Genomic DNA, 26,042 nt, shown 5'->3' with positions numbered 1-26,042 from the left:
ATCGCCCATCCCACCACATGCGAGAATCGCGCGTACGAAGCTCCCGCGGCAACGCCGCGGAACCGTGACCCGGACGGGAAGGAGGGTCGAGATGTCCAAGCGTGCACGCAAGCGCCGTGACCGCGCCAAGAAGGGCGCCAACCACGGCAAGAAGCCGAACTGCTGAGTTCGGCGACACCGACGCGAGAGGGCGGGCACCCCGGTGGGGTGCCCGCCCTCTCGCGTGTGCCGCCGGAGCGGCGGTGCCGGTCAGCCGCCGGAGCGGCGGTACTCGGTGCGCTGGTGCGACACCGAGACGCTCGTGCCGTCCGGGCCGCTCTCCACGGTCACCTGGGCCTGCTCGAGCACCGCGGAGCGGATCTGCGACCGCAGCCGGTCCTTGAGCCCGGCCGGGGCCGCCTCGCCGCCGCACTTGCGGGCCAGCAGCGCCTTCAGCTTCTCGTCGATGCCGTACTCGGCAAGGCAGGGCGCGCACTCGTCGAGGTGCTGCTGGAGCAGGCGTCGTCGCTCCTGGTCGCACTCGTGGTCGAGGAACAGCCACACCTCGGCCAGCACCTCGGTGCACCCGGTGTTCGCGGGCGGGTCCTGGATCATGGGGTTGCGCTCGAGCGGTGCGCCCGAGCCCTCGGCGGCGCTCACGATGCCGTCACCTCCCGGTCCCCGGTCGCGCCGGCGGCCCCGTCGCGGACGAATCCGCGCTCGCGGGCCACGTCGGTCAGCATGTCGCGCAGCTGACGCCGGCCGCGGTGCAGCCGCGACATGACGGTGCCGATCGGCGTGCCCATGATCTCGGCGATCTCCTTGTAGGCGAACCCCTCGACGTCGGCGAGGTAGACCGCCATGCGGAAGTCCTCCGGCAGGCCCTGCAGGGCCTCCTTGACGTCGCTGTCGGGCAGCGCGTCGAGGGCCTCCACCTCGGCCGAGCGCAGACCGGTCGAGCTGTGCTCACCGGCCTGGGCCAGCTGGTAGTCGGTGATCTCGTCGGTCGGCGACTGCAGGGGCTGACGCTGCCGCTTGCGGTACCCGTTGATGTAGGTGTTGGTCAGGATCCGGTACAGCCACGCCTTGAGGTTGGTGCCTCGCCGGAACGACCCGAACGCCGAGTACGCCTTGAGGAAGGTCTCCTGCACCAGGTCCTCGGCGTCGGCCGGGTTCCGGGTCATGCGCAGCGCGGCGCCGTAGAGCTGGTCGAGCAGCGGCATCGCGTCGCGCTCGAAGCGGGCCGTGCGGTCGGAGACGCTCTCGTCCTCGGGCGCACGGTTGCCGTCGGCGTCGGCCACGCCGACCAGGGCGGCGAGCTCCGCGGGATCGGTCCCTGCCGCGCCCGTCTCCGGCTGACCCGGCTGATCCGGCTGTACTGACAAAGGTTCCCTCTCCAGTGACACGAGTCGCGCACCGGTGCGGGTCACCGGCACGGCGGACGCGTCGGAGGGTACGCGCCCCGGCCGCTCACGGCCGTCCGGCGGCGCGGCCCCGGGCCTCTCCATCACTGATGTCGTCACGTACGGAACAACGGTGCGCCGCCGGAGGGCATTCCCGTAGGTTCCCGTCGGCGCCCGGGGCACGGCCCCGGGGACGGGTATGGGAGGACGACCATGGCGGGCAGGGGCACCCCGGCGACGGCGCTGCTGGCGAGGCGCGGCGTGGCGCACGAGCTGCACACCTACACCCACCACGACGGTGCCGGCTACGGCGAGGAGGCCGCCGCCGTCCTGGGGCAGGACCCGCGCCGGGTGTTCAAGACCCTCGTCGCGCTCGTCGACGGGGCCATGACGGTCGGGATCGTGCCGGTGTCGGCCCAGCTGGACCTCAAAGCGCTGGCCGCCGCCGCGGGCGGCAAGAAGGCCGTCATGGCCGACGTCGCCGACGCCGAGCGGGCCACCGGCTACGTCGCGGGCGGCATCTCCCCGCTGGGCCAGCGCAAGCGGCTGCCGACCGTCCTGGACGCCTCGGCGCAGGAGCACCCGACGGTGTTCTGCTCCGGGGGCAGACGTGGCCTGGAGATCGAGCTCGCCCCGGCGGACCTGGTGGCGCTCACCGGCGCCGTCGTCGCACCGATCGCAACCGGCTGACCGCAGAGAGTCACCCGGACGGGTCCGATCCGGGCTCCGCGCCAGTAGGGTCGATCACCGACGGCAGCAGGACGCCGTCGCCTTCGATCGAGACGAGCTACGGGGAGCACGCGTGGACCGACCGGCATGGGCGCCCGACGAAGTGGACATGACCAGCCCGAGCGTCGCCCGGGTCTACGACTACTACCTGGGCGGGTCGCACAACTTCGAGGCCGACCGCGCCTTCGCCGAGAAGGTGCTCGACGCGCTGCCCGAGATGGCGGCCGTCGCGCAGGCCAACCGGGCGTTCCTGCGCCGGACCGTGCACCACCTGTGCGCCCACGGGATCCGCCAGTTCCTCGACCTCGGATCCGGCATCCCGACCGTCGGCAACGTGCACGAGGTCGCGGCGACCGCCTGCGACGACGCCCGGGTCCTCTACGTCGACCACGACCCGATCGCCGTCGCGCACAGCCGTGCGCTGCTCGACGGCGACCCGTCGACGGCCGTCCTCGCCGCCGACCTGACCGACCCGCGCCGGGTCCTCGACGACCCGGTGACCCGGACCCACCTCGACCTGTCCCGGCCGGTGGCGGTGCTGCTCGTCTCGGTGCTGCACTTCGTCCCGGACGAGGCGGACCCGGCCGGGATCATCGCCGCCTACGCCGGCGCGGCAGCCCCCGGCAGCCACGTGGTCGTCAGCCACGCGAGTGACGAGGGGGGCCTCTCCGGTGCGAGCCGGGCCCAGAACCTCTACAACAGGGACAGGTCCCCGAACCGGATGCGGATGCGCGACACCGAGGAGGTCGCGGCGCTGTTCGGTGATCTGGAGCTGGTCGAGCCCGGCGTCGTGCGGATCCCGCTCTGGCGTCCGGAGTCCCCGGTGGGCCCCGAGGCGCAGCGTTACCCCGGGCTCGCCGCCGTCGCCCGTCACGCCGGGCAGCCCGGGATCTGACCGTCGGAGGGAGAGCCGTCGTGGCGAAGCCCGTCCCCCTCCTGCCCGGTGGGCAGGGGCCGGGGCCGTCGGCGCTGGCCGACGCCTGGGTGCGCGCCATCGAGGCACGAGGCTTCGTCTCCGCCGCCCGCGCCGACCTGTACGCGGTGCTGTCCGGCGCGGCCTGGTGGTTCACCGCCGTCGTCGAGGGGCGGGCCGAGGAGGCGGTCGCCGAGGACGTCGGGGCCGAGCTGGTCGCCGCGCACCTCACCGACCCGGCCGCGCTGCGCTGCTCGATCGACGTCCTGGCCCAGCACTTCGCCGGGCTCAACCCGGACCCGGAACGGTTCCGCCGCTGGACCGCGGCGGTCGGGGCGCTGTCGACGGGGTACGCCCGGACGCTGCGCGATCGCACCCGGTTGGAGCAGGAACGGATCAGCTCCGCCGCGTTCGCGGCGCGCGCCGCCGCCGAGGACGCCCGATGGCAGTCCGAGGCGCGCTACGGGGTCGTGTTCGAGAGCTCCGTGCTCGGCATCAGCGTCGCCGACACCGGGGGTCGCATCCTGGAGGCCAACCGCACGCTGACCGCCATGCTCGGCTACCGGCCGGGCGATCTCGTGGGCCGCTCGGTGTTCGAGTTCATCCACCCCGAGGACACCCCGGAGATGTGGCCGCAGATCGAGGCCATGCTCGCCGGGCGGATCGGGCACGCCCGGATGGAGAAGTCCTACTTCCGGGCCGACGGTGACCAGGTGTGGACCGAGCTGACCGTCTCGCTGGTCCGCTCCCCCGACGGCGAGCCCCGCTACCTCGTCGCGATGGTCTCCGACGTCACCGAGCGGCGCCGCCTGCAGTCACGGCTGCGCCACCAGGCCGAGCACGACCCGCTCACCGGTCTGCCGAACCGCTCGCTGTTCTTCACCCGGCTCGAGACCGCGCTCGCCGGCCCGTACGGCTCCCCCGCCCCGGTGGGGGTCTGCTACCTCGACCTCGACGGTTTCAAGGCCGTCAACGACACCCTCGGCCACGACGCGGGCGACCAGCTCCTGCGCACCGTCGCGCACCGCCTCGACGCCGAGCTCCGGCCGGCCGGGCACACCGTCGCCCGGATGGGCGGCGACGAGTTCGTCGTGCTCGTGGAGCGCTGCGCCGGCGTCGAGCAGCTGACCGCGGTCGCCGAGCAGGCACTGGCGGTCGTCCGACGGCCGGTGCACGTGCGCGGCCGGGAGGTCGTGGTCTCGGCCAGCATCGGGATCGTCGACCGTCCGTTCGCGGTGGACTCCGGCACCGCCGGTGCCGAGGGGGCGGCCGAGCTGATGCAGGCCGCGGACACCACGATGTACTGGGCCAAGCGCGACGGCCGGGACCGGATCGCGGTGTTCGACCCGGCCCGTCACGCCAACGACGTGCATCTGTTCGAGCTGGCCGGGCGCATGCCGGGCGCGTTGGACCGCGGTGAGTTCCATCTGGAGTACCAGCCGCTGGTGTCGCTGCACGACGGCTCGGTCGTCGGGGTGGAGGCGCTGGCCCGGTGGCGCACCGCCGACGGCGAGCGGCTCGGCCCGGACGTGTTCATCCCGCTGGCCGAGCAGACCGGCCTGATCGTGCCGCTGGGGCTGCACCTGCTGGAGCGGGCCTGCACCGACGCCCGGTGCTGGGTGGACGCGGGCGCCGACGCGGGGCTCGTGCTCAGCGTGAACGTGGCGGGCCAGCAGCTGCGCAGGCCCGACGCCGTCGCCCGCATCGCCGACGTGCTGGAGCGGACCGGGTGGCCGGCGTCGTCGCTGCAGCTGGAGCTGACCGAGAGCGACCTCATGTCCGCCGCCGGGCGCCCGGTGCAGGCGCTGGAGGAGCTCTCGCAGCTCGAGGTGCGGATCGCCATCGACGACTTCGGCACCGGCTACTCCAACCTGGTCTACCTGCACCGGCTGCCGGTGGACGTGCTCAAGCTGGCCGGGTCGTTCGTCACCGGGCAGGGCGGTCCCTGCCCGGGCGACGACGGCGTCCCGCACGACGTCGACAGCCCGGTGATCCTCTCGGCGATGATCGAGCTGGCCCACACCCTGGGGCTGACCGTCGTCGCGGAGTCGGTGGAGACCGAGGGCCAGGCCCGGCGGCTGCACCAGCTGGGCTGCGACATCGGGCAGGGCTGGCACCTGGGCTCCCCGGTCCCGGCCACGGAGATCGCCGCCCGGCTCACCGCGCCCGGCGGCGACCCGGGACTCAGCCCGCGGCGGCCCGCTCCCGGACCTCGTCGATGACGCGCTCGGCGCCCAGCACGCCGATCCCGACCATCCACGTCTCGTCGTCGACCTCGTGGACCGCGCCCGCGCGCACCGCGGGCAGCGGGCCCCACAGCCGTGCGACCGCGGCACGGGAGCCCGACGACGGGTCCTGCGCCCGGTCGGTGAAGAACACCACCTCGCCGTCGATGCTCCCGGCCAGCTCGGGGGCACTCTCGATCATCGAGTACTCGTTCCACGGACGGTCGCCGAGGTCGTAGCCCATCGCGGTGAGCACCGAACCGGAGAAGCTGCGGGGGCCGTAGAGCCGGAACGACTCCGGGCGGAACCGCACGATCGAGGCCGTCCGGCCGGGAGCGCCGACCTCGCGTCCGACCGTGACCGCGCGCCCGCGCCAGCCCGACAGCAACTCCTCCATCCGGGGCCGGGCGTCGACGGCGTCGGCCGTCACCCGGGCCTGCTCCTCCCAGTCGGTGCCGCTGCCGACGGAGAACACCGTCGGGGCGATCCGGGACAGCTGCTCGTAGAGCGGGCGGTGCCGGACCGCCGACCCGATGATCAGGTCGGGGCGCAGCCGGACGACCGCCTCCAGGTCCGGCTCGGCGATCAGCCCGGTGGACTCGGTGCCGGTGAGCCGGTCCGCGAGGTAGGGCGGGTAGCCCGCGCCGGCGGCGGAGACGCTCGCGCCGACCGGGACGGTCCCGAGCGCGACCAGCGCGTCGAGGTGCGGGGAGTCGAGGACGACGACCCGGGCGGGCCGGGCGGGCAGGCGGGTCTCACCCATCGCGTGGGTCACGGTGTAGCCACCCGGCGCCTCGGGCCCGGGGCCGGAGCCCGCACCGCAGCCGACGGCCGCCCCGAATACCAGCAGCACCGCCACGAACCGGGCGAACGGTCTGATCATCACGAACTGAACATAGGCCGGAATTGAGGGTAGGCAACCCTCACGAACTCCGGGTGAGTGTCGCCAGCCACTCCCCCACGGCGGACCCCAGCAGGTCGTGCTGCTTCGTCAGGCCGTGGTCGCCGTCGAGCAGGACGACCCGGCGGTCCGGACCGTCCCCGGGGACGCCGAAGCGGTCGCTGCGGCCCTGCACCACGAGCACCGGCACCCCGGCCGCCTCGAGCTCCGGGGCCCGCGTCCGCTCCGGGCGGCCCGGTGGGTGCACCGGGAAGGCCAGGCACAGCACCGCGGCGGCACCGGCCGTCGTCGCCGTGCGGCAGGCGACGCGCGCGCCGGAGCTGCGGCCGCCGACGACCAGCGGGCCGTCGTGGCCGGGCCGCACCGCCGCGACGACGGCGAGCCACGCCTCGTCGAGGTGCCCGGCCGGGGCGGGGGCCCGCCGGCCCGAGACCCGGTAGGGCTGCTCGACCAGGCCGACGTCGAACCCGGCCGCGGTGGCCGCCGCGGTCGCGGTGACCAGGTCGGGTGCGTCGACGCCGCCGCCCGCGCCGTGCCCGAGCAGCAGCAGCCCGCGCGGGGACCCCGCCCGGTGCAGGGTGACCCGGGCCGGGCCGCGCGGGGTGTCGACCTCGCGCGCCGCGGTCACGAGAGCAGGTCGAGCTGGATCGGCTCGGTCACCTGGTCGTCGGGGAGCCGGTCGAGCAGCTCGGGCGCGTTGTTGCGGACGTTGTTGACCTGCGGCGAGACCGGCCGGATGTCCAGGGTCGAGACCAGCTCCGGCGACGGCGGGACCAGAAGCCGGGTCACCCCCTCGTCGCCGGTGCCGCGGTCCGGGTCGAGCCAGTCCGACCAGTCGTCGGGGCGCAGCAGCAGCGGCATCCGGTCGTGCACCTGGGTCAGCGGGCCGACCGCGTCGGTGGTGAGCACGCAGGCGGTGACCAGCCCGTCCGGGTACTTCTCGGTCAGCTCGTCGCCCTGCGGGCGCCAGAACTCCCAGATGCCCGCCATCGCCATCGTGGCGCCGTCGGCGTAGTGGGTGAAGTACGGCTGCTTGGTCGGCTTGCCGGTCCCTCCCTGGGACTTCGGGACGGCGTCGTGGCGCTGCCACTCGTACCAGCCGTCCATCGGGAACAGGCAGCGCCGCGACGCGGCCGCGCGGCGGAACGCGGGCTTCTCGGTGATCGTCTCCGATCGGGCGTTCACCATCCGCGCACCCGCCGACGGGTCCTTCGCCCAGAACGGCACCAACCCCCAGCGCACGGTGCGCAGCGACCGCTCGGTGGCGCCCCGGTCGGGCTCGCCGCTCTCGTCGCGGGGGTGGCGTTCGACCACCACGGTGATGTCCTTGGTCGGCGCCACGTTGTAGTCCGGACGCTGCGAGGTCTCCTGCGTCGCGTCGACGGCGTGGAACTCGTCGGCCAGGTCCGCGGGGGCCTTCGTGGAGGCGTAACGGCCGCACATGCGCCCCATCCTCCCACGTGGGGAAGGATGGAGGCGTGAGCAACTGGACCGCCCCCACGCCCGGGTCGCCGGTGACCGGCACCGTCACCGTCCCCGGGTCGAAGTCGGTGACCAACCGTGCGCTGCTGCTCGCCGGCCTGTCCGGCGGCGACGTCCGGGTCGACGGCGCCCCGCCCACCCGCGACACCGCGCTGATGACCGGGGCGCTCGCCGCGCTCGGCGTCCCGGTCACCACGCTCGGGGACACGGTGGAGATCGGCGCGCACCCCGGGCTGCGCGGCGGGACCCCCGAGGCGCCCGCCGGGGTCGACTGCGGGCTCGCCGGCACGGTCATGCGATTCGTCCCCCCGGCCGCGGCGACGGCGTCCGGTGCGGTCCGCTTCGACGGCGACCCGCGCGCCCGGGAGCGCCCGATGGGCACCGTGCTGGACGCGCTGCGCGCACTCGGGGCCACCGTGTCCTACGACGGCGCCGCCGACGCGCTGCCGTTCGTGCTCGACGGCGGCCCGGTCCGGGGCGGCGAGGTCACGATCGACGCGTCGGCCTCGTCGCAGTTCGTGTCCGGGCTGCTCCTGTCCGGGTCGCTGTTCGAGCGCGGCGTGACCGTGGTCCACGACGGGACGCCGCTGCCGTCGCAGCCGCACATCGCGATGACCGTGGAGATGCTGCGCGCCGCCGGGGTGGCCGTCGACGACGCCGAGCCGAACACCTGGCGGGTCGAGCCCGGCCCGGTCGCGGCGCGGGACTGGTCGGTCGAGCCCGACCTGTCGAACGCCTCGGTGTTCCTCGCCGCGGCCGTCGTGACCGGCGGGCGGGTCACCGTGCGCGGCTGGCCGGCCGAGACCACCCAGCCCGGCGTCGACGTCCTGCCGGTGCTGGAGCAGTTCGGCGCCACGGTCACGCACACCGCCGACGGCCTCACCGTGACCGGGCCGGACCGGCTCACCGGCGTCGACGTCGACCTGCACGACGCGGGCGAGCTCGCCCCCACCGTCGCCGCGGTCGCCGCGCTGGCGTCGGGCACCTCGCGGCTGCGCGGGATCGGGCACCTGCGGGGCCACGAGACCGACCGGCTCGCCGCCCTCGCCACCGAGATCACCGCGCTCGGCGGTGCCGTCACCGAGACCGAGGACGGCCTGGTCATCGAGCCGAAGCCGCTCACCGGAAGGTCCGACCGGCCGTGGGGCGCCTACGCCGACCACCGGATGGCGACCGCGGGCGCGATCATCGGGCTGGTGGTGCCGGGCGTCGAGGTCGACGACGTGGCGAGCACCGACAAGACCATCCCGGACTTCCCCGGCCGGTGGGCGGCGCTGGTCGGGAACTGACATGCCCCGCGACATCAGCAGGCTCGACGAGTCCGACGTCCGTGTCCGCCCCGGACGGCGCGGGAGCAGGCCGCGCAGCAAGCGCAGGCCCGCGCACGCCGACGCGACCCGCGCGATGGTCACCGCCGTCGACCGGGGACGGTGGACCTGCGCGGTCGACGCCGACCCGGGGCTGCCCCAGGTCGTCGCCATGCGGGCCCGCGAGCTGGGCCGGACGCCGGTCGTCGTCGGGGACCGGGTGGACCTCGTCGGGGACCTGTCCGGTGAGCCGGACACCCTCGCCCGGATCGTGCGGGTCGCCGAGCGTGACACCGTGCTGCGCCGCACCGCCGACGACACCGACCCCTACGAGCGGATCGTCGTCGCGAACGCGCAGCGGCTGATCGTGGTCACCGCCGTCGCCGACCCGGTGCCGCGCAGCGGGTTCGTCGACCGCTGCCTGGTCGCGGCCTTCGCCGGTGGGCTGCAGCCGGTGCTGTGCCTGACCAAGTCCGACCTCGCCGACCCGGAGCCGTTCGCGGCGCAGTACCGCGAGCTCGGCGTGCCGGTGCTGGTGACCGGGCGCTCGGAGTCCGGGCCTCCGTCCGGGCTGGACGCGCTGCGGGAGGAGCTGTCCGGGCGGCTGTGCGCGCTGGTCGGACACTCCGGGGTCGGCAAGTCCACCCTGGTCAACGCGATCGTCCCGGCCGCGACCCAGGCCATCGGACGGGTGTCGGGCGTGGGGAAGGGCCGGCACACGACCACCGCGGCGCTGGCGTTCCCGCACGCCGAGGGCTGGGTCGTCGACACCCCCGGGGTGCGCTCGTTCGGGCTCGCGCACGTCGGCGCGGACGACGTCGTCGCCGCGTTCGGCGACCTGGCGACCGCGATCGAGGACTGCCCGCGCGGCTGCGGGCACCTCGGGCCGCCCGCCGACCCGGAGTGCGCACTGGACGACCTGGTCGCCTCCGGCGCACTCGGAGGAGGCAGACTCGAGGCGTTGCGCCGCGTGCTGGTGGCGCTGGCGAGCGACAGGTTCTGACCATCACGACGACGGCCGGGGAGCGGGTAGTGCCGGGACGGCGCGCGATGACGCTGCTGCTGTGCGGGGCGGTGCTGGTGCCCGGGCTGACCGGCTGCGCCTGGCCCGGCTCCTTCGGTGCCACCCCCGCACCGCCCGCCGCCGCGCCCGCCGCCCTGCCGAAGTACTACGACCCGGCGCCGCTGATCACCGACGTCCGGGCCCGCACCCGGCTCGACGGCGGCTCGACGCTGTCCGTGGCGGGCACCCTGACCGACGGCGGCACGACCGTCCCGGTCACCGGCGACGGCGCCCTGCGGGTCGACCAGGACGGGGACGCCCCCGCGGTGCGGCTGCTGCTGCGCTCCGGCCCGTCCGGCGCGGTCGCGCAGAGCACGGAGATCATCCGGATCGACGGCCGGACCTGGCTGCGCCCCGGCGAGGGCGGCTGGGGCGAGGCCGGCCGGGTCTCGCTGCCCCCGGAGCAGATGTCCCACGCGACGCTGGCCGCGAACGTCGCCGCCGGACTCGACCCGCTGGGGGCGGTCGCGCGCTACCCGGACGCGGTGCTCGTCGCCGACGCCGCCGACGACGCCGTCGACGGCACCCCGACCGTGCACTACACACTGGTCGTCGACCTGGTCCGGGCCGCGGCGACCGAGACCGACCCGGCGCGCCGCACGGCGCTGCAGGCCCAGCAGCAGGCCGGACTGACCCGGCTGAGCGCGGAGATCTGGGTCGACGCCGAGCGCAGGCCGCTGCGCAGCCGGGTCCGCCAGCAGCTCCCCGACGGCGCGGCGCTCGACGCCCTCGTCCGCTACGACGGCTGGGGCGCCCCGATCACCATCGAACCGCCGGTCCGCGGCTGACCCGGGGCCCTCAGCGGCGGAACGCCAGGTCGAGACCGTCGACCGGCCAGGTGCAGCGGTAGAGCCGACCCCGTCCCGACGAGGTGACCCAGGCGTCGCGCGACCCGGCGCCGGCGAAGCAGATGTTCGTGACGTGCGGGTCGTGCTCGGGCGGCGCGACGGTGCCGAGCAGCTCCCCGGCCGGGGACAGCACGCTGACCTCGCCGGAGACCAGGGTGGCGACGCAGACGTTCCCGTCGCCGTCGACGGCGAGCGAGTCGAGGTTGCGGAACCCGGCGAAGCCGTGCAGCAGGCGGGCGTCACCGGGGCCGGGCGGGCCGGGCAGTTCCGGCGGCGCGGCGAGCGTGCCGGGTCCGGTCACCGCCCAGCACCAGACACGGCCGGTGGCGGTCTCGGCGACGTAGAGCCGGGAACCGTCCGGGGACAGACCCACGCCGTTCGGGGTCATGAGCGGGTGCACGACCTCGGTGAGCGCCGAGCCGTCGGTACGGGCGTGGTACAGCCCGCCGAGGTCGACCTCGCGGGGGCGGCGCTTGCCGAGGTCGGTGAACCAGAAGGTGCCGTCGGCGGCGAAGACGATGTCGTTGGGGCCGCGCAGGCCGTCGTGGAGCACCGAGGAGCCGCCGGTGTCGGGGTCGACGCGCAGGATCGCGCCGCCGCGGTAGTCCTCGGGCTGGTTGCCCGGGTACACGGTGCCGTCGGGGCGGGTGTGCCAGGTGAAGCCGCCGTTGTCGCAGACGTAGACGGCGCCGTCCGGGCCGATCGCGGCGCCGTTCGGTCCACCCCCGGTCTCGGCGACGGTGACGTGGCCGCCGTCGGGCAGCACCCGGGTCAGCCGCCCGGCCGCGATCTCGACGACGAGCACCGACCCGTCGGACAGCGCCACCGGGCCCTCCGGGAACGCGAGCCCACGGGTCACCTCGTGCAGCTGCGGCGCGACGAACGCCATACCGGCCTCCGATCCGGGTTACGGTCCGGTGCATGAGCGAGCGTGTCCGGACCACCGTCGACGACGGCGTCGCCGAGGTGCGGCTCACCCGCCCGGAGCGCCGCAACGCCCTCGACGTCGCCCAGTTCACCGCGATCGTGCACGCCGCGGAGGCGCTGCGCGACCGCACGGACGTCCGCGCGGTGGTTCTCTCGGCGGACGGGCCGGACTTCTGCGCCGGGCTGGACCGCGACATGTTCCGCGCGATGCGTTCCGGTGAACGGCGCTCGGCCACCGCCGAGCTGCCCCCGCCGCGCGAGGGCTCCCCGGCGCACGCGACCGGGCAGCGCGCAGCGTATGTCTGGGCCGAGCTGGACGTGCCGGTGATTGCCGCCGTACAGGGGCACGCGCTGGGCGGCGGGCTGCAGATCGCGCTGGGGGCGGACCTGCGGATCGTCGCCCCCACCGCGACGCTGTCGGTGCTGGAGATCATATGGGGCCTGGTGCCGGACATGGGCGGCACGCTGCTGCTGCCGCAGCTGGTCGGGCGCGACGTCGCCCGCGACCTGACCTTCACCGGGCGCACGGTGTCCGGCACCGAGGCCGTCGCGCTGGGGCTCGCGACCCGCACCGCCGAGGACCCGCGGGCGGCCGCGCTGGCGACCGCGCACGAGATCGCCGCCCGCAACCCGCACGCCGTGCGTGCGGCGAAGCGGCTGCTCGCGGCGCCCCGCCCACCCGCCGAGCAGCTCGCCGCCGAACAGGCCGAGATCGGTGCGCTGATCGCGAGCCCGAACCAGCGCGAGGCGGTGACCGCGCGGCTGGAGGGGCGGGACCCGGTGTTCGCCGATCCCGCACCGGGGCCGCCGGCCGGGACGGGCTGACCGACCGCCGGGGCTCAGCCCAGCTCGACGAGGAACGGCAGCTCGGTGCCGTCGTACCAGGCCAGCTCGTGGTCCTCGGCCTCACCGACGAGGAACTCGGCGTCCATGTCGCCCAGGTCGGCCTTGTCGACCGCGCCGGCCGCCTCCCGGACGGCGTGCTCGGCCTCCGGCAGGTCCACGTGCACGGCGGCGATCTTCGACACCGGCACCGGGCCGGTGACCCGGACCGCGCCGTCGTCGAGGTCGGGGCGCAGGGTGACGTCGTCGGTGTCGGCGGACACCACGACCCGGCGGGCGGGGGTGTCGTCCTCGCCCAGCCCGAACTCGACCGAGAGCAGCCGCAGCGACGCCCGCGCCGCCTCGTTCATCGCGGCGTACTCGAGCTCCTCGTCGTCGCCTGCGGTGTAGGACTCGCGCAGCTTCGGGGTGAGTGCGAACGCGGTGCCGCCCAGCGGCTCGAAGTTCCCGGTCTTCACCGTGCGGGCCAGCATCGGCCAGGTCGCGGGGAGGTAGATCCTCAACGGTCGTCTCCTCTGACGGGTGTCATCGGTGTCTGTCGCAGTGTCTCGAGGAGCTCCTCGAGTGACTCGTCCACCATCCCGGCGAGCACGTCCAGGTCGCCCATGGCGCCCCTGTCCCCGTTCAGTCCGTAGTACACACCACCGTCGTAGCTGGTCAGGCCGATGGAGACGGCCTGACCCTTCGCCAGCGGCACCACCGGGAACATCTCCAGCATCCGCGCCCCGGCCGCGTAGAGCGGGAACTGCGGGCCGGGCACATTGGTCACGACCAGGTTGAAGAAGTGCCGGGCCATGCCGTTCGCGGCGCGGGCGCCGACGGCGTGCAGCGTCGGCGGGGCGAACCCGCCGATCCGCACCAGCGTGTCCGCACCGACGGCGTCGCCGGTGTCGGTGTGCTCGCGCATCTGGTGGGTGACCTGGTGCAGCCGCACCAGCGGGCTCGGCTCGCCGACGGGCAGGTCCACCAGGAACGACGCCACCCGGTTCCCGAGCGACCCGCCGGTCGCCGAACTGGGTACGTCGCCCTCCCCGCGCACCGACAGCGGCACCAGCGCCCGCACCGACGACGACCCGGCGACCGGCTCGCCGCGCGACATCAGCCAGGTGCGCAGGGCACCGGCGATGACGGCGAGCACCACGTCGTTGACGTCGCAGCCGTAGGCGGCGCGGACCTTGCGGTAGTCCTCCAGGTCGGTGCGGGCCATCGCGAACCGGCGCTGGGTGGAGATCTCGGCGTTCAACGGGAGCCCGGGCGCGCGGCGGCCCGCGGTGCGGGCCATGTTCAGGACCTTGCCCGCGGCCCCGGCGAGCTTGCCGACGGTGGCCAGCGCGTCGCCCGCGGCGACCCGGACGTTGTCCACGATCTCGGTGGGGCGGGTGACCGCCTCGGAGATCGCGTCGAGCACGAGCTGGCCGTCGGTCGGCTCCGGGCGCGGCATCCACAGCTCGTCCGGGGTGTCCCGCGGCTCGGCGGAGACGTCCAGGATGACCTGGCCGATGTCGATGGCGGAGATGCCGTCGACCATCGCCTGGTGGGTCTTGGTGAGGATCGCGACGCGTCCGCCGTCGCCGCCGCGGCCGTCCCCGGCGGGGGCGAGGCCCTCGATGAGGTACATCTCCCACAGCGGGCGGGTGTGGTCCAGCGGGCGCGACATCAGGCGCCCGACCAGCTCGGTCAGCTGCTCCTCGCTGCCCGGACGGGGCAGTGCCGAGCGGCGCACGTGGTAGGCGATGTCGAACTCGGGGTCGTCGACCCACACCGGGCGCGCGAGGTTGCCCGGGACGTGGCGGACCTTCTGCCGGTAGCGCGGCACCAGCGCGATGCGCTGCTCGATGAGCTCGACCAGCCGGTCGTAGTCGAAGCCGTCGTCGGGGCGGTCGAACACGGCGACCCCGCCGACGTGCATCGGTGTGGTCGCCTCCTCCAGGTACAGGAAGGACGCGTCGAGTGCGGAGAGCCGGGACGGCATGGCCGCGATCCTACGTGCGACGCTTCTCCTCGTGAGCGATGCAGGTGCGGTCTCCCCGAAGGACCGGTTCATCACGGTCTACGGCCGCAAGCCCGTCCTGGAGGCGCTGGCCGACCCCGACCTGGAGGTCGACAAGGTCGTGCTGGCCGACACGGTGCGCGGTGGCGGCGAGCGCGAGATCACCGCGGCCGCCCGCGGTCGCGGGGTGCCGGTGCAGCGCGCGACCGCGCAGCGGGTGAAGGTGCTGGCCGGCAACGGCCGCCATGACCAGGGCGTGCTGGCCGACGTCGTCGCCCCGCGGATGTCGCCGCTGGAACACTTCCTGTCCGACCTGGGCACCCGGCGGCCGGCGTCGGTGCTGGTGCTCGACGCCGTCACCAACCCGTCGAACGTCGGGATGATCCTGCGCAGCGCGACGGCCGCCGGTCTGGACGGCGTGCTGCTGCCCCGCCGCGGGGTGCCCGCCATCGACCCGCTGGTGATCAAGGCGTCGGCCGGGGTGGCGTTCGCCGCGCCGGTGCTGCGCTGCGCCACCGCCACCGAGGGCGTCGACCTCATGCACGCCGCCGGGTTCGGGGTGTTCGGGCTCGACGCCGGCGGCGACTCGCTGCTGGAGGCGTCGCTCCCGTCCCGGGTCGCGCTGGTGCTGGGCAACGAGACCGACGGGCTGACCGAGGACGTCCGTTCCCGGCTCGACGGGATCCTCTCGCTGCCGATGTACGGCGGGGTGGAGTCGCTCAACGTCGCCTCCGCCGGAGCCGTCGCCGCCTACGAGCTGCTGCGCCGACGCTGACCGGTCACCTAATGTCGGGGCGATGGTGCGCCGTCGCATTCCCCGCCCGTCCGAGCTGGCGCCGCTGCTGCGGCCGGCCCCGTTCACCCTGGACCGCACGGCGGCCCGGCTCGCCCGCGCGTCGAGCATCGGTGACCTGCGCGAGCTGGCGCGGCGGCGCGCGCCGCGGGCGGTGTTCGACTACACCGACGGGGCCGCCGAGGACGAGGTGAGCCTGCGCCGGGCCCGCGAGGTGTGGGCGTCGGTGGAGTTCTCGCCGACCGTGCTCACCGACGTCTCGCGGGTGGACACCGGCCGGGAGATCCTGGGCGGGCGCTCGTCGCTGCCCTTCGCGCTGGCCCCGACCGGCTTCACGCGGATGATGCACACCGAGGGCGAGCGTGCGGTCGCCGCCGTCGCCGCGCGGGCCGGGATCCCCTACGCGCTCTCGACGATGGGCTCGACGACGATCGAGGGCGTCGCCGAGGCCGGGCGCGGCGGGCGGCACTGGTTCCAGCTCTACCTGTGGCGCGACCGCTCGGTCGCCCACGAGCTCGTCTCCCGGGCGCAGGAGGCCGGCTACGACACGCTGCTGCTCACCGTGGACACCCCGGTCGGCGGCAACCGGCGCCGCGACGCCCGCAACGGCCTGTCCATCCCGCCCGCGCTGTCGCTGCGGACCTTCGTCGACGGCGCCCGCCACCCCCGCTGGTGGTTCGACCTGCTCACCACCGAGCCGCTGACGTTCGAGTCGCTCGCCGCGGGCGGCGGCAGCCCCTACGAGGTGATCAACCGGGTGTTCGATCCGGCGCTGACCCTCGACGACGTCACCTGGCTGCGCGGGGCCTGGCCCGGGAAGCTGGTGGTCAAGGGCGTCCAGTCGGTCACCGACGCCCGCCGCGTCGCCGACGCGGGCGCCGACGGCGTGCTGCTGTCCAACCACGGCGGACGGCAGCTGGACCGGGCCCCGGTGCCCGCCGAGCTGATCGAGCCGGTGGTGCAGGAGCTCGGCGACGACGCGGAGGTCCTGGTGGACACCGGGATCACCCACGGCGGCGACGTCGTCGCCGCCGCCGCGCTCGGCGCCCGCGCGGCGCTGGTGGGCCGCGCCTACCTGTACGGGCTGATGGCCGGTGGCGAGGCCGGGGTGTCCCGCGCGGTGGAGATCCTGCGCGCCGAGGTGGAGCGGACGATGCAGCTGCTCGGCGTGACCCGGGTGGACGACCTCCGCCCGGAGCACGCCCGGCTCCGCTCGGCGACCGGCGGCCACCACCACCCGAACGAGCGACGGCCCGGCACTGCGCCCCGGCGCTGACGGGGCCAGCATGGGGCGCATGAGTTTCCTGGACAAGGCCAAGGAACTGCTCGGCAAGCACGACGACAAGGTCGACCAGGCCCTGAACAAGGTCGGCGACGCGGCCAAGCAGAAGTACGGTCACGACGGTCAGATCGACACCGCGACCAAGTTCGCCCGCGAGCGGACCGGTACCGGTGACACCGCCGCGCCGCCGCCCCCCGGTCAGCCGGGGCCGGACGGCCAGGCCCCGCCGCCGCCCGCGCCGGGGCAGGCCCCGCCGCCGCCCCCGCAGCAGTAAGCAGGGCACGACCGGCCCGGCCACCGCCGGGCTGCCCACGAGGCGCCGTCCGCACGCTGCGGGCGGCGCCTCCGCATGTCCGGGGTGCCCCGCTGCGTCGCGGGTCGCCCGGAGCTCAGTCGCGGGCGGGCACCCCGAGCAGGACCTCCAGCTCGCCGAGGGTGGTCTCGGCGCCGGTGTGGCGCACCCCGACCGCCCCGGCCGCGGCGGCGCCGCGCACGCACGCCCCCATGTCGTCGACGACGACGCAGTCCCCCGCGGGCAGGCCCAGCTCGGCCGCGGCGGCGGCGAAGGAGTCCGGGCTCGGCTTGCGGGCCCCGCGGACCGCACCGAGGAGCACCGTGCCGAACGCCGCGGCGACCTCGTCGGGCACCGCGTGCGCGCCGGAGAACAGCGCGGTGCGGATCCCCGCGGCCGCGGCGCGACGGGCGTAGGCGAGCAGCAGGGCCCCGTCGGCGGGGTCGTCGAGAACCCCGCCGTAGTCGACGATCAGGCCACGCAGGGTCCGGGTGTCCGCCACCCGGCCGACGGTACCGAGTGTCGCCGCCTCCCGGGGCGCACCGGGGCTCCGCCGCGGCTCGGTGCTGCAGGCTCGCCGCTCGACCACTCGGCTCGGTGCTGCTGCGTCGCCGCTCGACCGACCGCCGCGGCTCGGTGCTGCTGCGGCCCGCTCGACCGCCGCGGCTCAGTCGAGGGCCCGGCGCAGGAAGCCGCGGATCCCCAGCAGGGTGAACAGCACGATCGCCGCCACCGGGACGAGCACGCACACCCACAGCGGGATGTGCGGGACCTGCGGCACCAGCGACGCGCGGATCCCCTCGCTGACGTAGGTCAGCGGATTCACCGCCGACAGCACCTGGAACCAGCGCAGGTCGGCCAGGGTGAGCCACGGGTACTGCACCGAGCCGGTGAACAGCAGCGGCGTGAAGATCACCGCGAACAGGATGTTGATCCGCCGCGGCGGCACCGCGGTGCCGATGGTGAGCCCCATCGCCGCACCGAGCAGGCTCCCGAGCACCACCATCAGCAGCGCGGGGGCCAGCCCCTCGGCCGGCCACCGGATGTCGATCATCGCGAAACCGATGGGCACCATCAGCAGACTGGCGAGCAGGCCGCGCATCCCCGCGAAGGCGATCTTCTCGACGGCGACGGCCCACACGGGCATCGGCGCGAGCAGCCGGTCGTCGATCTCCCGCGTCCAGGACAGCTCGAACACCAGCGGCAGCGTCACCGCCTGCAGGGCGCCGAACATCGCGTTCAGCGCGATCAGGCCGGGCAGCATGATCTGCCCGTACTCGGGCGACACGAAGCCGCCGCGGCCGAGGACCACGACGAACACCAGCAGGAAGAAGAACGGCTGCACCAGCGTCTGCGCGAGGAACGACGGAAGCTCCCGGCCGGTGACGAACAGATCGCGGCGCAGCACCGCCAGGAAGGCACGCCCGGTCATCGCAGGTCCCTGCCCGTCAGGTCGATGAACACGTCCTCCAGCGTCGCCTGCCCCAGGCTGACGTCGCGCACCGTGGCGCCGTGCCGCCCGAGCAGGTCGACGGCCGGTGCCAGCAGCGCCGCCGGCTCCGCGGTGACCGACAGCCGGAACGCCGACGCGGTGCCGTTCTCCCCCGGGCCGCGGCCCGGCGGGGTCTCGGCACGTGCGACACCGCCCAGCCCGGCCAGCGCCACGCGCAGCGTCTCCGCCGCACCGGGCCCGTGGTCGGCGACGATCTCCACGGTCGCGCTGCCCGGCAGCGACCGGACCAGCGCGTCCGGGGTGTCCAGCGCGAGCAGCCGCCCGTGGTCGACGATCCCGATCCGGTCCGACAGCTTGTGCGCCTCGTCCATGTCGTGGGTGGTGAGCACGACGGTCACGCCCTCGTCGCGCAGCCCGCTGATCTGGTCGTGGACGAACAGCCGGGCCTGCGGGTCCAGGCCGGTCGAAGGTTCGTCGAGGAACAGCACCTCCGGGGAGTGCATGAGTCCGCGGGCGATCATGACGCGCTGGGCCTGGCCGCCGGACAGGTCGTCGGCGACAGCCTTCGCCCTGTCGGTCAACCCCATCCGCTCCAGCAGTTCGTCGGCGCGGCGATTGCGCTCCGCCCGCCCGACGCCGTGGTAGGCGGCGTGGAAGACCAGGTTGTCGCGGACACCGAGGGAACGGTCCAGGTTCTGGCGCTGCGGGACGACGGCCAGCTTCGCGCAGACGGCGACGGCGTCGGCGCGCACGTCGAGCCCGGCGACCCGGGCCGTGCCCGAGGTCGGCACCACGCGGGTCGTCAGCACGCCGACGGTCGTGGTCTTCCCGGCGCCGTTGGGCCCGAGCAGCCCGAACACCTCACCCTCGGCCACCGAGAACGACAGGCCGTCGACGGCGTTGCCCTTCGCCTTCGGGTACCGCTTCACCAGGTCGACCACCTCGACCGCGGTCCGTCCCATCGCACTCCCCCGCCGATCACGTCACGTCGGGCCGATCCTGCTCCAGGTCGGCGATCACCGCGAGCAGGTAAGCGCGGACGGCGTCGTCGAGCCCGTCCGACGGCTCCCGCAGCCACGGTCCGCGCCCGTCGGAGCGGGCGTCGCGCCACCGGTCCCGCCCGGCGCCGGTGAGCGCGACGAGCCGGACCCGCCGGTCCGCCGGATCCCCGCGGCGGACCACCAGCCCCGCCGCCTCCAACACGTCGACGACCGGGGTCAGGCTGGTCGGGGCGACCCGGACCCGGGCGGCGAGCTCGCGCTGGGCCAGTCCGCCGCACCGCTCCAGCACGTCGAGGACCGCGAACCCGGTGACACCGAGGCCGTGGCCCCCGGTCCGCCGACGGCGTTCGGCGAGCACCGCCGCCCCGGCTCGGACGACGAGGTCGGCCAGCGACTCCGCGGGGCCGTCCACCGGGTCGGGAGCCGGCACGAGGCGGGGCGGGGTGAGGTCGATGCGTCCCGGTGGGTGGGGTGCGGGCATCGCGGGAGGGTAGGACGCGGCGGGGCCCGGCGGGGGCGGTCGGGCGGGGCCGGTCGCGTTCGTGAACACCGGCCCCATCGGAGGGCGGCTCACGACCGGCGGCGCCGGCGCCGCTCGCCTCCGTGGCTCCGTCGGTGCGCCGGACCACGCCGGCCTCATCTGCGCCCTCGGATCGTGCGGTACCGCATCGTGCGGAGCCGGACGGTCCGGTGGCGGATCCGGGCCGGGCCCCGCCGCGGCCGCCGGGGCCGTCGCAGTCTGGCGCCGTGACCCCGACGACGACCGGCACCGCCCCGGCGGGGGGTGCCTCCGGCCCACGGACCGACACCGCCCCCGGCACGCAGGCCGCACCCACGCCACCACCTCCCGGGAACCGGACCCGTCCCGCCCCGGTTGCGGCCGGTCACGCGCGGCACGCGTCCTCGCAGATGGGGACGGCGGCGCCCGCCGTCGCCCCGGCACCGGGCGCCGATACCGGTGCCGTCGACGCGTCCGGTTCCCCGGTCACGTCCGTGCAGGCCGGGGCCGTGGACGGGCAGGCTCCGCCGCCGCCCGGCCCCGGGGAGCTCCTGGTCCGCACCCCCGCCGACGTGCCGGAACCGCTCGCACCGGGGGTCGTCGTCGTCCTGCCGGGTGGGTTCCGGATGTCCGCCGGACCGGCGCCCGCACCGCGCGAGGCGGTCCGCCCCGTCCCGGCGCCGACGGTGCCCGAGGACGCCTCCCCGGCCGACGCCGAGCGGGTCCGGGCCCCGGCCCACGGGATCGTCCGGCTGCTGACCGAGGTGCTCGCCGGGCGCCGCCCGCCGGACGGGGTCACCGCCGTCACCACCCCGGCGGTGCGCCGCTACCTGACCGCGGCCCGGATCGTGCACCCGGCGCGCCCGTCCCGTGGCCGGCCGGGCCCCGGAGGACGGGTCGGTGCCCCCGGCTGCGGGAGCCCGGGCGGCTCGACCGCGCGCCGGACGCCGCGGGTGCACGTCGGTCTGCCCCGGCCGGACGTGGCCGAGGTGTGCGCGACCGTCACCGTCGCCGGTCGGGTGCGTGCCCTGGCGCTGCGGCTGGACCGGGCGCCGGACGGCCGGTGGCTCGCCACCGCCGTCCGGCTCGTGTGAGGCGCGGCGCGGCCGACCCCGGCCGGGTGCGGTTCCCCGTCGCGGCGGACCTGCTGCGTGCCCTGACCCGTGCGGGGCGTCGCGACCACGGGGCGTCGCGACCACGGGGCGCGACCGCGGGGCGCGACCGCGGGGCGCGACCGCGGGAACCGGCGCCGCCCGGCGGGAGCCCCCCCCGCCGGGCGGCGCCCGGAGCTCAGCGCCGCCGGCGGGCCTTCTCCGCGCGGCGCCGCTCGGCGCGGTTGACGCCGTCGTCGCCGTTCGGGGACGCGCCGCGGCCACGGGCCGGGACCTGGTGGCGACCGGTACGACCGGTGCCCGGAGCCGCCGTACCGCCCTCGCCGCGGCGCGCGACCCCGCCGTCCTCGCCCGGGCCGCTGTACTGCAGGTTCTGCGGCGGGCTGGTGCGGAACAGGTTCGGCAGGACCACGGTGGACTCGGCGGGGTCCTCGGCCGGGACCCGGCGTACGACCGGGATCTCGGTCGTCTCCGGCTCGGCCTCCTGGACGGGGGCGGCCGGCTGCTGCACCTGGACGACGACGTTGAACAGGTGCCCGATCGTCTCCTCCTTGATGCCCTCGAGCATCGCGGAGAACATGTCGAAGCCCTCGCGCTGGTACTCGATCACCGGGTCGCGCTGGGCCATGGCCCGGAGCCCGATGCCCTCCTTGAGGTAGTCCATCTCGTAGAGGTGCTCGCGCCACTTGCGGTCGATGACCTGCATCAGGACCTGGCGCTCGAGCTCGCGCATCCCGCCCTGGGCGCCGATCAACGCGTCGATCTCGGCCTCGCGCCGGGCGTACGCGGCCTCGGCGTCGGCGAGGATGACCCGCTCGAGCTCCTCGGCCGACAGGTCGTCGATGTCGTCGGCGACGGTGCGCCAGTCGAGCTGGATCGGGTACAGACCCTTGACCGCCGTCCAGAGCTTCTCGAGGTCCCAGTCCTCGGAGTAGCCCTCGGCGGTGGCGCCGGCGACGTAGGCGTGGATGACGTCCTCGAGCATGTTGCGGGTCTGGCGCTGCACGTCCTCGCCGTCGAGGACCCGGCGGCGCTCGTCGTAGATGACCTTGCGCTGCTGGTTGAGCACCTCGTCGTACTTGAGGACGTTCTTGCGGATCTCGAAGTTCTGCTGCTCGACCTGGGTCTGCGCGCTGCGGATCGCGCGGGTGACCATCCCCGCCTCGATCGGCACGTCGTCCGGCAGGTTGAACCGGTTCATGATCGACTCGACGACCTGGCCGTTGAACCGGCGCATCAGCTCGTCGCCGAGGGACAGGTAGAAGCGGGACTCGCCCGGGTCGCCCTGACGGCCGGACCGGCCGCGCAACTGGTTGTCGATGCGGCGGGACTCGTGGCGCTCGGTGCCGAGCACGTAGAGCCCGCCCGCGGCGCGGACCTCGTCGGCCTCGGCCTTGACCTGCTTGCGCATGCGGTCGAGCACCGCGTCCCACGCGGCCTCGTACTGCTCACGGGTCTCGACCGGGTCCAGGCCCTGGCTGCGCAGCTCCAGGTCGGCGAGGAACTCGGGGTTGCCGCCGAGCATGATGTCGGTACCGCGACCGGCCATGTTCGTGGCGACGGTGACGGCGCCCGCGTGCCCGGCCTGGGCGATGATCTGCGCCTCACGCGCATGGTTCTTCGCGTTGAGCACCTCGTGCGGCACACCGCGGCGCAACAGCAGCGTCGCCAGGTACTCGGACTTCTCGACGCTCGTCGTACCGATCAGGACCGGCTGGCCCTTCTCGTGCTTCTCGGCGATGTCGTCGGCGACCGCCTCGAACTTCGCGGGCTCGGTCTTGTAGATCAGGTCGGCCTGGTCGGCGCGCACCCGCGGCCGGTTCGGCGGGATCGAGACGACCGACATCTTGTAGATCTCGTGGAGCTCGGCGGCCTCGGTCTGGGCCGTACCGGTCATGCCGGCGAGCTTGTCGTAGAGCCGGAAGAAGTTCTGCAGCGTGATCGTCGCCAGGGTCTGGTTCTCCGGCTTGATCTCGACGCCTTCCTTGGCCTCGATCGCCTGGTGCATGCCCTCGTTGTAGCGACGGCCGGCGAGCACACGACCGGTGAACTCGTCGACGATCAGGACCTCACCGTCGTTGACGATGTAGTCCTTGTCCTTCTTGAACAGCTCCTTGGCCTTGACCGCGTTGTTCAGGTAGCCGACCAGCGGGGTGTTCGCGGACTCGTAGAGGTTGTCGATGCCGAGCTGGTCCTCGATCAGCGCGACACCCTCCTCGGTGATGCCGACGGTGCGCTTGCGCTCGTCGACCTCGTAGTGGATGTCCTTGGACAGCATCGGCGCGAGCCGCGCGAACTCCTGGTACCAGCGGGCGCTCTGCTCGGCCGGGCCGGAGATGATCAGCGGCGTGCGGGCCTCGTCGATGAGGATCGAGTCCGCCTCGTCGACGATGGCGAAGTTGTGCCCGCGCTGGACCATGTCGGCGGTGTTCCACGCCATGTTGTCGCGCAGGTAGTCGAAACCGAACTCGTTGTTCGTGCCGTACGTGACGTCGCAGGCGTACTGCTCGCGGCGCTGCGCCGGGGTCATCTCCGACAGGATCACGCCGACGGTGAGACCGAGCCAGCGGTGGATGCGGCCCATGGTCTCGGAGTCGCGCTTGGCGAGGTAGTCGTTCGTGGTGACCACGTGCACGCCGTCGCCGGGCAGCGCGTTGAGGTAGACGGCCAGCGTCGAGGTCAGGGTCTTGCCCTCACCGGTGCCCATCTCCGACACGTTGCCCATGTGCAGCGCACCGGCACCCATCAGCTGCACGGTGAACGGACGCTGACCCAGCGTGCGCCGGGCGGCCTCGCGCACGGTGGCGAAGGCCTCGGGCAGCAGCTCGTCGAGCGACTCGCCGTCGGCGTGGCGACGGCGGAACTCGTCGGTCTTGGCGCGCAGCTGCGTATCGGTGAGGCCCTCGAAATCGGGCTCCAGTCCGTCGATGTGCGCGGCGATCTTCGCGAGCCGCTTCACCAGCTTGGTCTCGCCGGCCCGGAGGAGTCGACTCAGGAAGGGCACTGCCGACCTCATTCACGTCGCGGTCAGGTCACGGGGCCCCACCACGGTCTCCGCGCACGCCCGGCACCCGGTCGGCGCCGTGAACGGCACCGGCGCGGCACCGGCGCGGCGCGGCGGGCGGACCCCGCCGACCATGGTACGGGCACGCCGTGGCAGGTCCGCGCCGCGGCGGGGACAGCTCACCCCGTCGCGGCGCGGCCACCGCCGGTCGTGTGCCGTCAGCCGTCGAGCCGGATCACGCCGTAGTCGTAGCCGCGGCGGCGGTAGACGACCGAGGCGCGACCGGTGTCACTGCAGGAGAATAGGTAGAAGTCGTGACCGACGAGCTCCATGCGCGAGAGCGCCTCGTCGACGGTCATCGGGGTGGCCGGGTGGGTCTTCTCGCGCACGATCCGACCGGGCCGGTACTCGGCCTCCCACTGCTCCTCCAGCCGGAGCAGCTCGTCGTCGGTCAGGGACTCGTCGTGGCTGCGCGGTGCCGGGATGGTGTCGGTGACGGGAGGGGCCGCTTCCATCAGCGCGACGGCCGAGGCGTCGGCGGCGGCGCGGGAGGCGGCCACGCGGTCGCGGCGGCTGGGCTTGCGGCGGTCGTGGGAGCGGCGCAGCCGTTCGGCGAGCTTGCCGACGGCCATGTCGAGCGCGGCGTAGAAGTCGGCGGCGGAGGCCTCGGCGCGGGCGACGGCTCCGCAGCCGCCGCGCCCGGTGATCTCGACGCGCTGGCAGGACTTCTGCTGACGGCGGTTCGGCTCGTGGAAGAGCTCCACCTCCATTCCGACGATCTTGTGGTCGTGGCGCTCCAGGCGGCTGAGCTTGTCCTGAACCAGGCCACGGAAGTGCTCCGGCACCTCGACGTTCCGGCCGGTGACGACGATCTCCACTCGAACATCCCTCGCTTCAGTCGTGCTGAACCCGGGACCCGACGACGGCCCCGGGGGGTGGGCTCGCGGTCGTTCCTCCTGATGTGGTAGCGGTCGGAGTTCAGCGGACGTTATCGGGAAATCCGCCTCCGGGACAGGTCGTTCGCCGACCCGTCGGGTGGACACCCTGGTGCCTTCGGACGCGGTGTGCGACGACCCTGTGGCACCCGGGTGACCCGCCGCGCGCGGAGCGGCGCGCTCACCTCCGGATCGCGCTTCCGGCGACCACTGTGGATGGCGGACCGGAGATCGGCAGACCGCCGTCTATGTGACCGCCGTCACAATCGACCGTCCGGTCGGCGGCGGCGGGCCGAGGCGTCGGCGAGCACCACCGCGCCCACGGCGGGCAGTCCGGACGCGGCGAGCACCGCCCCGCAGGCCCGCAGGGTCGCCCCGGAGGTCACGACGTCGTCGACCAGCAGCACCGCCTCCCCCCGGGCCGCAGGCACCGGCTCGCGGCCGCGGGCCGGGTGCAGCGCCGAGGCCAGGTTCGCCGCCCGGCCCGCGCCGTCGAGCCCCACCGAGTCCCGCGCGCGACGGTGCAGGGCCAGGGCCGCGTCGGTGCGGGCAGGCAGCCCGGCAGCGGTCAGCAGCGGCGCCAGCGCCCGGCACAGCCGCAGCACGTGGTCGCCGCCGCGCACCCGGGCCGCCGACGGCCGGGACGGGGCCGGCACCAGGCGTACCGCGGCCGGGTCCGGCGTCCCGTCGGCCCGCGGCGCGAGCACCGCCGACACCGGGCCCACCAGCAGCCCGGCCAGATCCGGCGCCAGATCCCGCCGGCCGCGCTCCTTGTAGGCCAGCACGGCCCGGCGCAGCGGCCCGCGGTAGCGCCCGGCCGCCGCGACCCGGCCGGCGCCGGGCACGCGGACCGGCACCGGGCCTGCGGTGTCCTGCGCGCAGGCCGGGCACCAGCCCCCGCTGCCGGGCGGCCCGGCACCGCAGCCACCGCAGGTCCGGGGCAGGAGGAGGTCCAGCAGGGCGGCGGCCGGGGACGGGGCTCGGGTCGGGGTCACGGCTCCGATACTCGCCCCCGGCACCGTCGCCGCGGCCCCGCCGGAGTCCGCCCGAGCCGGGTTGTC

The 26,042-nt window shown here is 74.9% G+C and carries 27 protein-coding genes; 12 read left to right on the top strand and 15 right to left on the bottom strand.

The features are described 5' to 3' along the window. Positions 1 to 91 precede the first annotated feature (91 nt). Positions 92 to 166, top strand: a complete 75-nt coding sequence (locus tag DMP15_RS30295) for a 50S ribosomal protein bL37 (RefSeq protein WP_369804880.1) — start codon at positions 92 to 94, stop codon at positions 164 to 166. A gap of 83 nt (positions 167 to 249) precedes the next feature. On the opposite strand, the gene rsrA is transcribed toward DMP15_RS30295, so the two are convergent. Together rsrA and DMP15_RS07500 are read right to left on the bottom strand one after the other, a co-directional pair. Further along, positions 250 to 594, bottom strand: coding sequence for a mycothiol system anti-sigma-R factor (gene rsrA / locus DMP15_RS07505; protein ID WP_062403708.1), 345 nt, complete (start codon positions 592 to 594; stop codon positions 250 to 252). A 41-nt stretch (positions 595 to 635) separates the two neighbouring features. Next, a complete protein-coding gene (locus DMP15_RS07500) occupies positions 636 to 1,280 on the bottom strand; it encodes a sigma-70 family RNA polymerase sigma factor (RefSeq protein ID WP_062403710.1) in 645 nt (214 codons plus the stop codon). Positions 1,281 to 1,595: 315 nt separating this feature from the next. Between DMP15_RS07500 and ybaK the strand changes: the two genes are divergently transcribed. The 3 genes from ybaK to DMP15_RS07485 all read left to right on the top strand — a co-directional run bounded on the left by ybaK (position 1,596) and on the right by DMP15_RS07485 (position 5,246). Beyond that, complete coding sequence (gene ybaK, locus DMP15_RS07495; RefSeq protein WP_073576317.1) at positions 1,596 to 2,072, top strand: Cys-tRNA(Pro) deacylase; 477 nt, start codon at positions 1,596 to 1,598, stop codon at positions 2,070 to 2,072. A 112-nt stretch (positions 2,073 to 2,184) separates the two neighbouring features. Next, positions 2,185 to 3,006: an SAM-dependent methyltransferase gene (locus DMP15_RS07490; protein WP_100878643.1), complete on the top strand. Its 822-nt coding sequence runs from the start codon at positions 2,185 to 2,187 to the stop codon at positions 3,004 to 3,006. 20 nt (positions 3,007 to 3,026) lie between these two features. After that, positions 3,027 to 5,246 carry a putative bifunctional diguanylate cyclase/phosphodiesterase gene (locus DMP15_RS07485; RefSeq protein ID WP_100878644.1) on the top strand — a complete coding sequence of 740 codons (2,220 nt, stop codon included), beginning with the start codon at positions 3,027 to 3,029 and terminating at the stop codon, positions 5,244 to 5,246. Here DMP15_RS07485 and DMP15_RS07480 read toward each other — a convergent pair. Genes DMP15_RS07480 through DMP15_RS07470 form a run of 3 tightly spaced genes read right to left on the bottom strand, consistent with a single transcriptional unit; the run spans position 5,209 to position 7,593 of the window. Beyond that, complete coding sequence (locus tag DMP15_RS07480; RefSeq protein WP_337826678.1) at positions 5,209 to 6,132, bottom strand: ABC transporter substrate-binding protein; 924 nt, start codon at positions 6,130 to 6,132, stop codon at positions 5,209 to 5,211. The genes DMP15_RS07485 and DMP15_RS07480 overlap by 38 nt on opposite strands. 40 nt (positions 6,133 to 6,172) lie before the next feature. Continuing rightward, entirely contained in the window at positions 6,173 to 6,778 is a 606-nt protein-coding gene (locus DMP15_RS07475; protein WP_337825574.1) for an alpha/beta hydrolase family protein, read from the bottom strand. Next, entirely contained in the window at positions 6,775 to 7,593 is an 819-nt protein-coding gene (locus tag DMP15_RS07470; protein ID WP_161152189.1) for an SOS response-associated peptidase, read from the bottom strand. Before DMP15_RS07470 ends, DMP15_RS07475 begins: the two co-directional genes overlap by 4 nt. 35 nt (positions 7,594 to 7,628) lie before the next feature. Between DMP15_RS07470 and aroA the strand changes: the two genes are divergently transcribed. Genes aroA through DMP15_RS07455 form a run of 3 tightly spaced genes read left to right on the top strand, consistent with a single transcriptional unit; the run spans position 7,629 to position 10,790 of the window. Further along, positions 7,629 to 8,921 (top strand): 3-phosphoshikimate 1-carboxyvinyltransferase, encoded by a 1,293-nt coding sequence (gene aroA, locus DMP15_RS07465; RefSeq protein WP_179761899.1) that lies wholly within the window; start codon positions 7,629 to 7,631, stop codon positions 8,919 to 8,921. A 1-nt stretch (position 8,922) separates the two neighbouring features. Then, positions 8,923 to 9,942, top strand: a complete 1,020-nt coding sequence (gene rsgA, locus DMP15_RS07460; protein ID WP_073576323.1) for a ribosome small subunit-dependent GTPase A — start codon at positions 8,923 to 8,925, stop codon at positions 9,940 to 9,942. Positions 9,943 to 9,989: 47 nt separating this feature from the next. After that, entirely contained in the window at positions 9,990 to 10,790 is an 801-nt protein-coding gene (locus DMP15_RS07455; protein WP_161152191.1) for a hypothetical protein, read from the top strand. Between the two features lie 10 nt (positions 10,791 to 10,800). Here the strand turns inward: DMP15_RS07455 and DMP15_RS07450 are convergent, their stop codons facing one another. Further along, complete coding sequence (locus DMP15_RS07450; protein ID WP_202417258.1) at positions 10,801 to 11,739, bottom strand: SMP-30/gluconolactonase/LRE family protein; 939 nt, start codon at positions 11,737 to 11,739, stop codon at positions 10,801 to 10,803. 32 nt (positions 11,740 to 11,771) lie between these two features. On the opposite strand from DMP15_RS07450, the gene DMP15_RS07445 reads away from it, so the two are divergent. Further along, positions 11,772 to 12,602, top strand: coding sequence for a crotonase/enoyl-CoA hydratase family protein (locus tag DMP15_RS07445; RefSeq protein ID WP_161152192.1), 831 nt, complete (start codon positions 11,772 to 11,774; stop codon positions 12,600 to 12,602). Between the two features lie 14 nt (positions 12,603 to 12,616). Here the strand turns inward: DMP15_RS07445 and DMP15_RS07440 are convergent, their stop codons facing one another. Both DMP15_RS07440 and DMP15_RS07435 read right to left on the bottom strand, forming a co-directional pair. Then, positions 12,617 to 13,123 (bottom strand): DUF6912 family protein, encoded by a 507-nt coding sequence (locus DMP15_RS07440; RefSeq protein WP_073576326.1) that lies wholly within the window; start codon positions 13,121 to 13,123, stop codon positions 12,617 to 12,619. After that, complete coding sequence (locus tag DMP15_RS07435; RefSeq protein ID WP_073576327.1) at positions 13,120 to 14,592, bottom strand: WS/DGAT/MGAT family O-acyltransferase; 1,473 nt, start codon at positions 14,590 to 14,592, stop codon at positions 13,120 to 13,122. Before DMP15_RS07435 ends, DMP15_RS07440 begins: the two co-directional genes overlap by 4 nt. On the opposite strand from DMP15_RS07435, the gene DMP15_RS07430 reads away from it, so the two are divergent. From DMP15_RS07430 to DMP15_RS07420, 3 genes are read left to right on the top strand one after another with little or no spacing between them, the layout of a single operon-like run. Continuing rightward, on the top strand, positions 14,591 to 15,385 hold the full coding sequence (locus DMP15_RS07430; protein ID WP_073576328.1) for a TrmH family RNA methyltransferase: 795 nt from the start codon (positions 14,591 to 14,593) through the stop codon (positions 15,383 to 15,385). The genes DMP15_RS07435 and DMP15_RS07430 overlap by 2 nt on opposite strands. A gap of 22 nt (positions 15,386 to 15,407) precedes the next feature. Next, a complete protein-coding gene (locus DMP15_RS07425; protein WP_161152193.1) occupies positions 15,408 to 16,679 on the top strand; it encodes an alpha-hydroxy acid oxidase in 1,272 nt (423 codons plus the stop codon). Between the two features lie 19 nt (positions 16,680 to 16,698). Then, entirely contained in the window at positions 16,699 to 16,959 is a 261-nt protein-coding gene (locus DMP15_RS07420) for an antitoxin (protein ID WP_073576330.1), read from the top strand. Positions 16,960 to 17,074: 115 nt separating this feature from the next. Here the strand turns inward: DMP15_RS07420 and DMP15_RS07415 are convergent, their stop codons facing one another. The 4 genes from DMP15_RS07415 to DMP15_RS07400 all read right to left on the bottom strand — a co-directional run bounded on the left by DMP15_RS07415 (position 17,075) and on the right by DMP15_RS07400 (position 19,912). Next, a complete protein-coding gene (locus tag DMP15_RS07415; protein WP_062397524.1) occupies positions 17,075 to 17,479 on the bottom strand; it encodes an HAD-IA family hydrolase in 405 nt (134 codons plus the stop codon). A gap of 165 nt (positions 17,480 to 17,644) precedes the next feature. Then, positions 17,645 to 18,409: an ABC transporter permease gene (locus DMP15_RS07410; protein ID WP_161152520.1), complete on the bottom strand. Its 765-nt coding sequence runs from the start codon at positions 18,407 to 18,409 to the stop codon at positions 17,645 to 17,647. Further along, a complete protein-coding gene (locus tag DMP15_RS07405) occupies positions 18,406 to 19,392 on the bottom strand; it encodes an ABC transporter ATP-binding protein (RefSeq protein ID WP_161152521.1) in 987 nt (328 codons plus the stop codon). Before DMP15_RS07405 ends, DMP15_RS07410 begins: the two co-directional genes overlap by 4 nt. 16 nt (positions 19,393 to 19,408) lie before the next feature. Further along, a complete protein-coding gene (locus DMP15_RS07400; RefSeq protein ID WP_167379081.1) occupies positions 19,409 to 19,912 on the bottom strand; it encodes a MarR family winged helix-turn-helix transcriptional regulator in 504 nt (167 codons plus the stop codon). Between the two features lie 266 nt (positions 19,913 to 20,178). Here DMP15_RS07400 and DMP15_RS07395 point away from each other — a divergent pair, with 266 nt between their 5' ends. Continuing rightward, a complete protein-coding gene (locus DMP15_RS07395) occupies positions 20,179 to 21,024 on the top strand; it encodes an Rv3235 family protein (RefSeq protein ID WP_217266910.1) in 846 nt (281 codons plus the stop codon). Positions 21,025 to 21,220: 196 nt separating this feature from the next. Here DMP15_RS07395 and secA read toward each other — a convergent pair whose 3' ends face one another. The 3 genes from secA to DMP15_RS07380 all read right to left on the bottom strand — a co-directional run bounded on the left by secA (position 21,221) and on the right by DMP15_RS07380 (position 25,976). Continuing rightward, positions 21,221 to 24,046, bottom strand: coding sequence for a preprotein translocase subunit SecA (gene secA / locus DMP15_RS07390; protein WP_337825573.1), 2,826 nt, complete (start codon positions 24,044 to 24,046; stop codon positions 21,221 to 21,223). 218 nt (positions 24,047 to 24,264) lie between these two features. Continuing rightward, complete coding sequence (gene hpf / locus DMP15_RS07385) at positions 24,265 to 24,924, bottom strand: ribosome hibernation-promoting factor, HPF/YfiA family (protein WP_073576336.1); 660 nt, start codon at positions 24,922 to 24,924, stop codon at positions 24,265 to 24,267. A 317-nt stretch (positions 24,925 to 25,241) separates the two neighbouring features. Further along, entirely contained in the window at positions 25,242 to 25,976 is a 735-nt protein-coding gene (locus DMP15_RS07380; protein WP_167379082.1) for a phosphoribosyltransferase family protein, read from the bottom strand. Between the last annotated feature and the right edge of the window lie 66 nt (positions 25,977 to 26,042).

The sequence above is a fragment of the Pseudonocardia sp. UM4_GMWB1 genome (assembly GCF_017312155.1).
Classification (GTDB): domain Bacteria; phylum Actinomycetota; class Actinomycetes; order Mycobacteriales; family Pseudonocardiaceae; genus Pseudonocardia; species Pseudonocardia alni.
The sequence above is the reverse complement of the archived record's forward strand: the minus strand, read 5'-3'. Positions and strand labels throughout refer to the sequence as shown.